The following is an 11,632-nucleotide window of genomic DNA, read 5'->3' as shown; positions in this document are numbered from 1 at the left end:
CAGGCGCGGCGGCCGTCGGCCTGGTCGGTACCGGCGCCGCGACCGCGCTGGGGCCACCGCAGCTGCTGCGGGTGCCGGTCCGGTTACCGCGGCTGGACCGGGCGTTCGACGGCTATCGCATCGCGGTGGTCTCCGACATCCACCTCGGCCCGCTGCTGGGCAGGGCGCACACCGAACGGATCGTGCGGATCATCAACGAGGCCGAACCCGATCTGGTCGCGGTGGTCGGCGACGTCGTCGACGGCACGGTTGCCGAGTTGGGCGCCGCCGCGGCGCCGTTGCAGGACCTTCAGACCCGCGACGGCGCATTCTTCGTCACCGGCAACCACGAGTACTTCGTCGACGACACCGACGAGTGGATCCGCGAGCTGGAACGGCTCGGCCTGCAACCGCTGCGCAACGAGAACACCCGGATCCGGCGCGGGGCGGCCGGATTCGATCTGGCGGGGGTCAACGACATCGCCGGCGCGCAGCACTCCGACGCACCGGATTTCGACCGCGCGCTCACCGGGTTGAACCCGCAGGACCCGACCATCCTGCTGGCCCACCAGCCGGTCGAGGTCAGCCGCGCCGCCGAGCGCGGGGTCGATCTGCAGCTGTCGGGACACACCCACGGCGGTCAGATGTGGCCGTTTCACTACGCCGTCGCCCTGGCGCAGCCGGCGCTGGCCGGGCTGTCGCGGGTCGGCGACACCCAGCTCTACGTCACCCGCGGGGCCGGATTCTGGGGGCCGCCCGTGCGGGTGGGGGCGCCGCCGGACATCAGCCTGCTGAACCTGCGGGTCGACGAGGTTTAGCGGGGCCGCGCGCCGGGGTAATTCTCAGCCAGTTCACGGTCAACTCCGACGGTAACGCTCAGCTGGGGTCCGCACCCTGTGGTGACCAGGGACTTCGCGGGAGGAACGTTGACGGCAATGCTGGCGGGAAGACTGAGGACGACGAAGACGGCATCGGTGGTGCGCCTCGACAGCCACCCGGCTTTCCGTGCGGCACAACACCGCTCGCGCGAACGTGAGGAAGCGATGCGCAGGCATCCCGCGTTCCAGTCCCGAATACCGACGCCTGCACCGCCCTTGCGGCGGGTGTAGTTGCGCGGGGAGGGGGCGCCCCTGGTGGTGGGGGCGCCCCTTTTCCGCGCCTAGGGCGTCTGGGTGGACACCGGCGCGGCGAACATGCGGGCGCTGGACTCGCGCATCTCGACCTTGCGGACCTTCCCTGTCACCGTCATCGGGAATTCGTCGACCACGTGGACGTAGCGCGGGATCTTGTAGTGGGCCAGCTTGCCGGCGGCGAACTCCCGCACCGCGTCCGCGTCGAGCGCGGCCCGGCCCGGCCGCATCCGGATCCACGCGCACACCTCTTCGCCGTACCGCTCGTCGGGCACCCCGATCACCTGGGCGTCCTCGATGTCGGGATGGGTGTAGAGGAACTCCTCGATCTCGCGCGGGTAGATGTTCTCCCCGCCGCGGATCACCACGTCCTTGATGCGCCCGACGATGTTGCAGTAGCCGTCGGGCCGCATGACCGCCAGGTCTCCGGTGTGCATCCAGCCGTCGGCGTCGACGGCCTCGCGAGTCTTGTCGTCGTCGTCCCAGTAGCCGAGCATCACCGAGTAGCCGCGGGTGCAGAACTCCCCGGCGGCGCCGCGCTCGACGATCTCGCCGGTCTCCGGGTCGACGATCTTGACCTCGACGTGCGGGTGCGCCCGCCCGATCGAGGACGTCCGGCGTTCCAGGTCGTCGTCGATCAGCGTCTGACAGGACACCGGTGACGTCTCGGTCATGCCGTAGGCGATCGCGATCTCCGACATGTGCATGTCCTCGACGCAGCGCTTCATCACCTCGACCGGGCACACCGCGCCGGCCATGATGCCCGTCCGCAGCGACGACAGATCCCGTTCTGCGAAGTCGGCGTGGTTCTGCATCGCGATGAACATCGTCGGTACCCCGTACACCGCGGTGCATCTCTCGGATTCGATCGCCTGCAGGGTCTGTGCCGGGTCGAACGACGGGCCCGGGATCACCATCGTCGCGCCGTGGGTGGTGCAGCCGAGGTTGCCCATCACCATGCCGAAGCAGTGGTAGAACGGCACCGGGATGCACAACCGGTCCCCGGGCCGCAGCCGGATCTGCTCGGTGACGAAGAAGCCGTTGTTGAGGATGTTGCGGTGTGACAGCGTCGCACCCTTCGGGAAACCGGTTGTCCCCGAGGTGTATTGGATGTTGACGGGGTCGCGGTTGGACAGTCCGGCGGACCGGGCGCGCAGCTGGGCGTCCCCGACCTGGTCGGCGCGGGCGCGCAGGTCATCCCAGTCCTGGCTGCCGATGTACAGGACACGCTGCAGCGCAGCGACTTCCGGGCGCACCTCGTCGACCATCGCGACGTAGTCCGAGGACTTGAACGCGGTCGCCGAGACCAGCGTGGACACCCCGGACTGATCCAGGACGTACCGCAGCTCGTGGGTCCGGTAGGCGGGGTTGATGTTGACCAGGATCGCGCCGATCTTGGCCGTCGCGTATTGCACGATCGTCCATTCGGGGCAGTTCGGCGCCCAGATGCCGACCCGGTCGCCGACTTCGATCCCCAGGGATATCAAACCTTTTGCCACCGTGTCGATCTCGCGATCGAGTTCGGCGTAGGTCCAGCTCCGGCCGCCGGCGACGTCGACGAGCGCGTCCAGATCGGGATGGGCCGCGGCGATCCGCTCGAAGTTGGCGCCGATCGTCTCCTCGAGGATCGGGACGTCGGTCGGCCCGGCGTCGTAGGAGCCGTTCATCACTGCACCAGGTCTTCGTAGCGGTACTCGGTGTCGATCCTCTGTCCCGCCCGGTGCGCGTCGTCCTCGCGGCGACGCAGTTCCACCCGGCGGATCTTGCCCGAGATCGTCTTGGGCAGCTCGAAGAACTCCAGGCGGCGCACCTTCAGATACGGCGCGAGATGATCGCGGGAGTACTCCAGGATGGCTCGTGCGGTGTCGGAGTCGGGATTCCAACCCTCGGCCAGGCTGACGTAGGCCTTCGGCACCGCCAGCCGGGTGTCGTCGGGCTGGGGCACGACGGCGGCCTCGACGACCGCCGGATGCTCGATGAGCACGCTCTCCAGCTCGAACGGTGACACCTTGTAGTCCGAGGACTTGAACACGTCGTCGGTGCGGCCGATGTAGGTGATGTAGCCGTCGCCGTCGCGGCAGGCGACGTCGCCGGTGTGGTAGTAGCCGTCGCGCATGACCAGTGCGTTGCGGTCGTCGTCGCCGAGGTAACCGGTCATCAGGTTCAGCGGGGCCCGGCTCAGGTCCAGGCAGATCTCGCCCTCGTCGGCGAGCTCACCGGTCAGCGGGTCCACCAGGACCACGGGCACGCCGGGCATCGGCCGGCCCATCGAGCCGGCCTTGACCGGCTGGCCCGGGGTGTTGCCGATCTGCAGCGTGGTCTCGGTCTGGCCGAACCCGTCGCGGATGGTCAGCCCCCATGCGCGTTCCACGGCGCCGATCACCTCGGGGTTGAGCGGTTCGCCGGCCCCGAGCACTTCGCGCAGTCCGTCGGGCCGCTCGCCCAGGTCGGCCTGGATGAGCATGCGCCACACCGTCGGCGGCGCGCAGAACGTGTTGACTCCGGCCCGGCGCATCTGGTGCAGCAGTGCGGCGGCCTCGAACCGGCGGTAGTTGTAGACGAAGATCGTGGCCTCGGCGATCCACGGGGCGAAGAAGCAGCTCCACGCGTGCTTGGCCCAGCCCGGTGAGCTGATCGCCAGGTGGACATCGCCCGGGCGCACGCCGATCCACGTCATCGTCGTCAGGTGTCCGACCGGGTAGCTGATCTGCGAGTGCTCGACGAGCTTGGGCTTGCTGGTGGTGCCGGAGGTGAAATACACCAGCAGCGGGTCGTCGGTGGCGGTCTGCGGGTCGTGGGGGTGCGCCGGCGCGGTGTCGGCGTCGGCGTAGGTCTGCCAGCCGGGGACCGGGTCACCGACGGCGATGCGTGCGTAGTCGCCGGGCACGTCGGCGAACTTGGCGGCGTCGGCGGCGTTGGCGATCACGAAGCGCGCGCCGCCGCGGCCGATTCGGTCGGCCAGGTCGTCGGGGCCCAGCGCCCCGGTCGTGGGCATGATCACCGCGCCGAGCTTGGCGACCGCCAGCATCGACTCCCACAGTTCGACCTGGTTGCCCAGCATCAGGATGACCCGGTCGCCTGCGCCGACGCCGAGGCCGTGCAACCACGTCGCGACCTGGTCGGAGCGGCGGGCCATCTCGTCGAACGTCACCTTCTGCTCGCTGCCGTCCTCCTCGACAATCCACAGCGCGAGCCGGTCGTTGCCGCGGGCGATCGCGTCGAACCAGTCGGTGGCCCAGTTGAAGGATCCGCTGATCGGTGGCCACTCGAAGGTGTCCACGGCCTTGCGGTAGTCGGCCATCACGTCGACCAGGTGGTCGCGGGCGCTGCGGAAGAGATCGGTGTTGGTCGCCATGCCTAATAGGATCTAGGTCACAGTTGTCCGCCCACCACCCCCGAAAGAGGGTAGAGCCCGAATGTCCGTCTCGTCGCGGTCCGTCTCGTCGCCGCTGCTGCGCCCGCGCGACTCCGACGCGCTGCGCGCGGAGTTGCGGCGGGTCGCGCTGCTCGGTGAGGTCCCGGTGATGTTCGGCGGCGAGGTGCACGGCGACACCTTGGTGATCACCGAGTACCTCGGTGTGCGCACCTCCGGGCTGCGCGGACTGGCGGTGCGGCCCAACTCGGGACTGGGCGGGGCCAGCATGGTCGCCGCCCGGCCGCTGTCGGTGGCCGATTACCGCAACGCCGCAGGCATCACCCACGACTACGACGGGCCGGTGCTGTCGGAGGGCATCCAGTCGGTGCTCGCGGTGCCGGTCCTGGTCGACGGCCGGGCGCGGGCGATGCTCTACGGCGCGTACCGCAGCGGCGCCCCGTTCGGCGGGCGGGTCACCGATCTGGTCCTGGAGTCGGCGCGCAAGCTCGGCGAGGAGTTCCGCATCCGCGACGAGGTGGACCGGCGGTTGCGGCTGCGCGAGAGCCAGGCCGTAGGCCACGGTGACGGCGGGGTGGACGCCGAGCAGGTGCGTGCCGTGCACGCCGAGTTGCGTCGGCTGGCCGGTGAGGCGCCGGCCGGGCTGCAGGAGCGACTGCGGGTCCTGGCCGACAAGTTGTCCGGCACCGGCGACGAGGCCGCCGGGACGGCACCGCTGACCCGCCGGGAACTCGACGTGCTGGCCCAGGTCGCCCTGGGCTGCACGAACGCCGAGGCGGCGCAACGGCTTTCGCTCAAGACCGAGACGGTCAAGAGCTATCTGCGCAGCGCGGCCACCAAGCTCGGGACCCGCACCCGCTACGAGGCGGTGTCCAGGGCCAGGCAGCTGCGTCTGATCCCGTGAACGCCGGCCCGCCGGAAGCGGCAGCGCGACCTGTCAGGACGACTTCGACTCGATCTCGATCCGTTTGGCGCGGGGCTCTTCCTTGGCCACCGGGACTGTCACGGTGAGGATTCCCTTGTCGTAGTTGGCCTTCACAGCGTCCTCATCCGCCCCCTTGGGCAGCGTGATGGTCCGGGTGAACGATCCGTAGCTGAACTCCGAGCGTCCGGTCTGCTCGCTCTTCTCGGTGCGTTCGGCTTTGATGGTCAGCCGCCCGTCGTTGACCGAGATGTCGATGTCCTTGGCCGGATCGACACCCGGGATCTCGGCGCGCACTTCGTACTTTCCGTCGCTCACCTCTTCTTCCAGTCGCATCAAGTTGGTGTCCAACAGCGGTCGCACACCACTCCACGCAGGCAGGCCGGAGAAGAACTCGGCGAGGTCGGGAAACAGCGAGCGGGTGCGCTGAGCGGGAACATTGCTCATGGGGTCCTCCAATAGTCGAGGCGACGTCATTCGCCCCGGAGTCGGTTATTCCGAGGCCGGCGCAGCGGCGAAGGTCTCGTCCCTCGGTCCGTGGCCCTTCGGGGCCCACGGCAGCGCCCGGCATACTCAGTGTGACCCACCTCATATTTCTCAAACCCGATGGCGGTCGTAATCACGTGGTGATCGCCGGCGTGCCGGAAGCAATGCCGGAAGCGACAGGAGCTGCCAGAGTGGGCCGGTGACCATACACACCACCGCCGACGGCACCGACATCTTCTACAAGGACTGGGGGTCCGGCCAGCCCATCGTGTTCAGCCACGGCTGGCCGCTGTCCTCCGACGACTGGGACAACCAGATGCTGTTCTTCCTGCAGCACGGCTACCGGGTCATCGCCCACGACCGCCGCGGCCACGGCAGGTCCACCCAGACGCCCGACGGGCACGACCTCGACCACTACGCCGACGATCTGGCCGACCTCACCGCTCACCTGGATCTGCACGACGCGATCCACATCGGCCATTCCACCGGCGGCGGTGAGGTGGTGCGCTACCTCGCCCGGCACGGCGAGAGCCGGGTCGCCAAGGCGGCGCTGATCAGCGCGGTGCCGCCGCTGATGGTCCGTACCGAGGCCAACCCCGAGGGCACGCCCAAGGAGGCCTTCGACGATCTGCAGGCGCAACTAGCCGCCAACCGATCGGTGTTCTACCGCACCCTGGCCGCGGGCCCCTTCTACGGGTTCAACCGCCCGGGAGTGGAACCTCAGGAGGCAGTGATCGCGAACTGGTGGCGCCAGGGGATGATGGGCGACGCGTACTCGCACTACGACGGCATCGTCGCGTTCTCCCAGACCGACTTCACCGAAGACCTCAAGAAGATCACCGTGCCGGTGCTGGTGATGCACAGCGAGGACGACCAGATCGTGCCGTACGCGGCGGCGGGCCCGAAGTCGGCGCAGCTGCTGCAGAACGGAACGCTGAAGACCTACAAGGACTTTCCGCACGGCATGCCGACCACGCAGGCCGACGTCGTCAACGCCGATCTGCTGGAGTTCCTCAGGAGCTGACCTCGTGGCGGGGCACGGGGATCCAGCCGAGGTGGGCAGAGCCGATGCTGCCCATCCAGAGCCGTTCGCCGGACTCGACCAGGCCGGTCACCATGCTGAACCGGGGATCGGTGGTGTGCATGCCCGCGACCGCGACGCCGCTGTCCGGGTCGAATGCCGTCACCCACACCACCGCCTTCGGCTTCGGCTGGAGCCGGGAAGGCAGCCGCCACAGGGCTTTCCGCACCCCGGGTGGGCCTGCGGCCAGCCGGTCGGCCAGCGGATTGGCCGGGGTGACCATCGCACACCAGATCCGGCCGTCCGCGCCGGTCGACAGATTGTCCGGCATCGCAGGAAGATTCACCGCGAGCGGGGTCACGTTGCCCGCCTGCGGGCCGGTCAGCCAGTACTTCGACAACCGGCGGCCCTGCGTCTCGGCGAACACCAGCGCCGAACCGTCGGACGTCGGCGTCACTCCGTTGGCGAAGTACAGGCCGTCGACGACCGTCGTCACCGAGCCGTCGGGATCGAGGCGGTGAAGCGCGCCACGGCCGCGTGCCTCCAGGATCGCGCCGAGGTAGTGGCCCACCGTGAAGGCCGTCGTTGACTCCGTGAAATATACTGCGCCGTCAGCGGTTTCGGTGACATTGGAGCAGAAGATCAGTGGGCGGCCGGCGATCGAGTCGACCAGCGTCTCGATCCGGCCGGTCGTGGTGTCGAGCGCGAGCAGTCCGCGCGGGCTGTCACACACCAGCAGTCGGCCGTCACGCGCGAACGTCAATCCGAGCGGGCGCCCGCCCGTGTTGGCGATCACCTCCGGCGAGCTGCCGTCGGGCCGCAACCGCACGATGCCGCCATCGAGGGCCCCGGTCCACAGGTTGCCGTCCGCGTCGGCGACGACGTCCTCGGGCTCCCCGCCGGGGACCGGCACCAGTGTCACCGCCGCGGCGCCGAACTCCGGTAGCGCCTGCACCGGCGGTGGATGCCACCGCACCGGGTCGATCGTCGGCTTGGCCGTCTGCATGGTGCCGACGTTAGCGCCCGAGCCCCGCCGAAATCGCATTCCACGCGGTCCCTGGCCGGGAATTCCCGCGCTGAACGCAATCTCGGCGGCAGCGGGTCACATCCGGGCTGACGCCTCGGTGAGTACGTTGCGCAGCACGTCGTAAATGGCGTCGAACTCGGCCTGCCCGCTGATCAGCGGCGGGGCCAGCTGGACGACCGGGTCGCCGCGGTCATCGGCGCGGCAGTACAGGCCGGCCTCCCACAGCGCCGGGGTCAGGAAGCCGCGAAGCAGCCGTTCGGACTCCTCGTCGTTGAACGTCTCCTTGGTGGTCTTATCTTTGACGAGTTCGATGCCGTAGAAGTAGCCCTCGCCACGGACGTCGCCGACGATCGGCAGGTCCAGCAGCTGTTCCAGCGTCGCGCGGAACGCCGGGGCGTTCTGCTTCACGCGGTCGTTGAGGCCCTCACGCTCGAAGATGTCGAGGTTGGCCAGCGCGACAGCGGACGACACCGGGTGTCCGCCGAAGGTGTAGCCGTGCCCGAACACGGTCTGTCCGTCGTTGAACGGCTCGAAGAGCCGGTCGCTGGCGATCATCGCGCCGATCGGGGAGTAGCCCGACGTCAGGCCCTTGGCGCAGGTGATGATGTCCGGCACGTAGTTGAAATCGTTGCACGCGAACATCGAACCGATGCGGCCGTAGGCGCAGATCACCTCGTCGGAGACCAGCAGCACGTCGTACTCGTCGCAGATCTCGCGGACCCGCTCGAAATACCCGGGTGGGGGAGGGAAGCAGCCGCCGGCGTTCTGCACCGGTTCCAGGAATACCGCGGCGACGGTTTCGGGGCCCTCGAACTCGATGGCCTCGGCGATGCGGTCGGCGCAGTAACGGCCGAAAACCTTTTCGTCGTGGGCATATTCGGCCGGCGCACGGTAGAAGTTGGTGTTCGGCGCGCGGAAACCGCCGGGCACCAACGGTTCGAACGGAGCCTTGAAGGCCGGGATACCCGTGATCGACAGGGCGCCCTGGGGCGTGCCGTGATAGGCGATCGCCCGCGACACCACCTTGTGCTTGCCCGGCTTGCCGGTCAGCTTGAAGTACTGCTTGGCCAGCTTCCAGGCGCTCTCGACGGCCTCGCCGCCGCCGGTGGTGAAGAACACCCGGTTCAGGTCCCCTGGCGCGTAACCTGCGAGACGCTCGGCCAATTCGATCGCCGTCGGGGTGGCGTAGGACCACAGCGGGAAGAACGCCAGCTTCTCGGCCTGCTTGGCGGCGGCCTCGGCGAGCTCCTTGCGGCCGTGGCCCACCTGGACCACGAACAGACCCGACAAGCCGTCGATGTACTTGCGGCCCTTGTCATCCCAGATGTGCACACCCTCACCACGGGTGATGATCGGTGGCGTGATGCCGGCGCCGTGGCGGGCGAAGTGGCCCCAGAGGTGACGGTTGGCCTTGGCTGCCAGATCGGAGGTGGCCGTCTGTTCGGTTTCGGAAATGATCGTCATCGTGTACCCCAATTGTATTGCTGTTTAACAAGTCTCAAGTAAACAAGGGTTTCGGTTGATATCACTCCCGGCAAGGCGCGGATCTGGGTGTTCAGAAGTTCCAGCAGGTGGTCGTCGTCCTCGCAGACGACCTCGGCGATGGCGTCGAACGATCCTGCGGTGAGCACCACGTAGTCGACGGCGTCCATGGTGGCGAGCTTCTCGGCGATCTTGGTGGTGTCGCCGGTGCATTTGATGCCGATCATCGCCTGCCGCGCGAAGCCGAGCTGCATCGGATCGGTGACCGCGACGATCTGCATCACGCCGGCGTCGACCATGCGCTGCACCCGCTGGCGCACCGCCGCCTCCGACAGGCCGACGGCCTTTCCGATGCCTGCGTACGAGCGCCGACCGTCCTGCTGCAGTTTCTCGATGATGGCCTTCGACAGCTCGTCGAGCTGGAATGCGGCGCCCGGGCGGGATTCACTCACGCGGAACGAGACGGGACCGACGGCGTGCGGTATCCCCGGGTTGGCCATGCCAGTGATTGTGCACGGAATCCGTCGTCACAGGCAACCGTCACCATGAAATCACGCGTGCAGACCCGTTGACGCTGCCGTAATGCGTAGCCCGGGCTGGGGTGGGCGCGATAGCGTAGGACGCATGACCACAGTTTCGTCCCCACCCGTATTGGCAGGCAGTTGGATCGACGGTGCCCCGGTGTCCACCGGCGGCCCCACCCACGCGGTGGTCAGTCCCGCGACCGGGAGACCGGTGGCCGAGTACCAGCTCGCGCAGCCGGCCGACGTCGACGCGGCGGTGAGTTCGGCGCGGGCGGCCCTGCGCGGGTGGTCGACGGCGACCCCGGCCGAGCGGTCGGCGGTGCTGGCCAAGCTCGCCAAGCTGGCCGACGAGGCGACGGCGGACCTGGTCGCCGAGGAGGTCAGCCAGACCGGCAAGCCGGTGCGGCTGGCCACCGAGTTCGACGTCCCCGGCAGCGTCGACAACATCGACTTCTTCGCAGGCGCGGCCCGCCATCTCGAAGGCAAGGCCTCCGGCGAGTACTCCGGGGACCACACCTCCTCGATCCGGCGCGAGGCCGTCGGCGTGGTCGCCACCATCACCCCGTGGAACTATCCGCTGCAGATGGCGGTGTGGAAAGTGCTGCCCGCACTGGCCGCCGGATGTTCGGTCGTGATCAAGCCCGCCGAGATCACCCCGCTGACGACGCTGACCCTGGCCCGGCTGGCCGGGGAGGCGGGTCTGCCGCCCGGGGTGTTCAACGTGGTGACCGGGTCCGGCGCGGACGTCGGCACCACGCTGGCCGGGCATGCCGACGTCGACATGGTCACGTTCACCGGGTCCACGCCGGTGGGACGCCGGGTGATGGCGGCGGCCGCCGTGCACGGGCACCGCACGCAGCTGGAACTCGGCGGCAAGGCGCCGTTCGTGGTGTTCGACGACGCCGATCTGGACGCCGCGATCCAGGGTTCGGTCGCCGGATCGCTGATCAACACCGGGCAGGACTGCACCGCGGCGACGCGCGCGATCGTCGCGCGGCCGCTCTACGACGACTTCGTGGCCGGGGTGGCCGAGGTGATGGGCAAGGTGGTGATCGGTGATCCGCACGACCCCGACACCGACCTGGGGCCGCTGATCACGCTCGCGCACCGGGCCAAGGTCGCCGGCATGGTCGAGCGTGCGCCGGGCGAGGGCGGACGGATCGTGACCGGCGGGGTGGCGCCGGAGGGCCCCGGGTCGTTCTACCGGCCGACGTTGATCGCCGACGTATCGGAACAGTCCGAGGTGTGGCGCGACGAGATCTTCGGGCCGGTGCTGGCCGTGCGCTCGTTCACCGACGACGACGACGCGATCCGGCAGGCGAACGACACCGCCTACGGGCTGGCGGCGTCGGCGTGGACACGCGATGTGTACCGGGCGCAGCGGGCGTCACGCGAGATCCACGCCGGCTGCGTGTGGATCAACGACCACATCCCGATCATCTCGGAGATGCCGCACGGCGGTTTCGGCGCGTCGGGCTTCGGCAAGGACATGAGCCAGTACTCGCTCGAGGAGTACCTGTCGATCAAGCATGTGATGAGCGACATCACGGGCGTGGTCGACAAGGCTTGGCACCGCACGATTTTCACCAAGCGCTAACCACCCCGCGGAATAGCGTTCCTGGCTGTTGTCGGCGGCTTGAGCGCAGCCAGGAACGCTATTCCGCGGTGGTCAGAGGATGGTCGCGGTG

At 68.7% G+C, this 11,632-nt stretch carries 10 protein-coding genes; 4 read left to right on the top strand and 6 right to left on the bottom strand.

Going from position 1 to position 11,632, the window contains the following annotated elements; all coding sequences use genetic code 11:
- A partial coding sequence (locus tag MVA01S_RS16085; protein ID WP_060941638.1) for a metallophosphoesterase occupies positions 1-797 on the top strand: 797 nt, incomplete at its 5' end.
- 341 nt (positions 798-1,138) lie between these two features.
- Here the strand turns inward: MVA01S_RS16085 and MVA01S_RS16080 are convergent.
- Positions 1,139-2,776, bottom strand: a complete 1,638-nt coding sequence (locus MVA01S_RS16080; RefSeq protein ID WP_003929315.1) for an AMP-binding protein — start codon at positions 2,774-2,776, stop codon at positions 1,139-1,141.
- The gene (locus MVA01S_RS16075; protein WP_003929316.1) at positions 2,776-4,464 is read right to left on the bottom strand and encodes an AMP-binding protein; all 1,689 of its coding nucleotides are present in this window, start codon (positions 4,462-4,464) and stop codon (positions 2,776-2,778) included. The genes MVA01S_RS16080 and MVA01S_RS16075 overlap by 1 nt, the downstream gene beginning before the upstream one ends.
- 61 nt (positions 4,465-4,525) lie before the next feature.
- On the opposite strand from MVA01S_RS16075, the gene MVA01S_RS16070 reads away from it, so the two are divergent.
- Positions 4,526-5,386, top strand: a complete 861-nt coding sequence (locus MVA01S_RS16070; RefSeq protein WP_003929317.1) for a helix-turn-helix transcriptional regulator — start codon at positions 4,526-4,528, stop codon at positions 5,384-5,386.
- 33 nt (positions 5,387-5,419) lie between these two features.
- Here the strand turns inward: MVA01S_RS16070 and MVA01S_RS16065 are convergent, their stop codons facing one another.
- The gene (locus tag MVA01S_RS16065; protein ID WP_003929318.1) at positions 5,420-5,851 is read right to left on the bottom strand and encodes an Hsp20/alpha crystallin family protein; all 432 of its coding nucleotides are present in this window, start codon (positions 5,849-5,851) and stop codon (positions 5,420-5,422) included.
- Positions 5,852-6,089: 238 nt separating this feature from the next.
- On the opposite strand from MVA01S_RS16065, the gene MVA01S_RS16060 reads away from it, so the two are divergent.
- Positions 6,090-6,914 carry an alpha/beta fold hydrolase gene (locus MVA01S_RS16060; RefSeq protein WP_003929319.1) on the top strand — a complete coding sequence of 275 codons (825 nt, stop codon included), beginning with the start codon at positions 6,090-6,092 and terminating at the stop codon, positions 6,912-6,914.
- Here MVA01S_RS16060 and MVA01S_RS16055 read toward each other — a convergent pair.
- From MVA01S_RS16055 to MVA01S_RS16045, 3 genes are all read right to left on the bottom strand, one after another.
- Positions 6,904-7,917, bottom strand: coding sequence for an SMP-30/gluconolactonase/LRE family protein (locus MVA01S_RS16055; protein ID WP_003929320.1), 1,014 nt, complete (start codon positions 7,915-7,917; stop codon positions 6,904-6,906). The genes MVA01S_RS16060 and MVA01S_RS16055 overlap by 11 nt on opposite strands.
- A 96-nt stretch (positions 7,918-8,013) precedes the next feature.
- A complete protein-coding gene (locus tag MVA01S_RS16050; RefSeq protein ID WP_003929321.1) occupies positions 8,014-9,402 on the bottom strand; it encodes an aspartate aminotransferase family protein in 1,389 nt (462 codons plus the stop codon).
- Entirely contained in the window at positions 9,399-9,920 is a 522-nt protein-coding gene (locus tag MVA01S_RS16045) for an Lrp/AsnC family transcriptional regulator (protein WP_003929322.1), read from the bottom strand. Before MVA01S_RS16045 ends, MVA01S_RS16050 begins: the two co-directional genes overlap by 4 nt.
- Positions 9,921-10,044: 124 nt before the next feature.
- Between MVA01S_RS16045 and MVA01S_RS16040 the strand changes: the two genes are divergently transcribed.
- Complete coding sequence (locus MVA01S_RS16040; protein ID WP_040540499.1) at positions 10,045-11,541, top strand: gamma-aminobutyraldehyde dehydrogenase; 1,497 nt, start codon at positions 10,045-10,047, stop codon at positions 11,539-11,541.
- Positions 11,542-11,632 lie beyond the last annotated feature (91 nt).

Origin of the sequence: Mycolicibacterium vaccae NBRC 14118 = CIP 105934, from assembly GCF_001552715.1 — a bacterium.
In the GTDB taxonomy this organism is placed as follows: domain Bacteria; phylum Actinomycetota; class Actinomycetes; order Mycobacteriales; family Mycobacteriaceae; genus Mycobacterium; species Mycobacterium vaccae.
This window is presented reverse-complemented; position numbering and strand designations above follow the sequence as displayed.

What these genes read in the sequence shown, in the direction of transcription:
- MVA01S_RS16080 (WP_003929315.1), bottom strand. Translation starts at nt 2,776, where the DNA reads ATGAACGGCTCCTACGACGCCGGGCCGACCGACGTCCCGATCCTCGAG.
- MVA01S_RS16075 (WP_003929316.1), bottom strand. Translation starts at nt 4,464, where the DNA reads ATGGCGACCAACACCGATCTCTTCCGCAGCGCCCGCGACCACCTGGTC.
- MVA01S_RS16070 (WP_003929317.1), top strand. Translation starts at nt 4,526, where the DNA reads ATGTCCGTCTCGTCGCGGTCCGTCTCGTCGCCGCTGCTGCGCCCGCGC.
- MVA01S_RS16065 (WP_003929318.1), bottom strand. Translation starts at nt 5,851, where the DNA reads ATGAGCAATGTTCCCGCTCAGCGCACCCGCTCGCTGTTTCCCGACCTC.
- MVA01S_RS16055 (WP_003929320.1), bottom strand. Translation starts at nt 7,917, where the DNA reads ATGCAGACGGCCAAGCCGACGATCGACCCGGTGCGGTGGCATCCACCG.
- MVA01S_RS16050 (WP_003929321.1), bottom strand. Translation starts at nt 9,402, where the DNA reads ATGACGATCATTTCCGAAACCGAACAGACGGCCACCTCCGATCTGGCA.
- MVA01S_RS16045 (WP_003929322.1), bottom strand. Translation starts at nt 9,920, where the DNA reads ATGGCCAACCCGGGGATACCGCACGCCGTCGGTCCCGTCTCGTTCCGC.
- MVA01S_RS16040 (WP_040540499.1), top strand. Translation starts at nt 10,045, where the DNA reads ATGACCACAGTTTCGTCCCCACCCGTATTGGCAGGCAGTTGGATCGAC.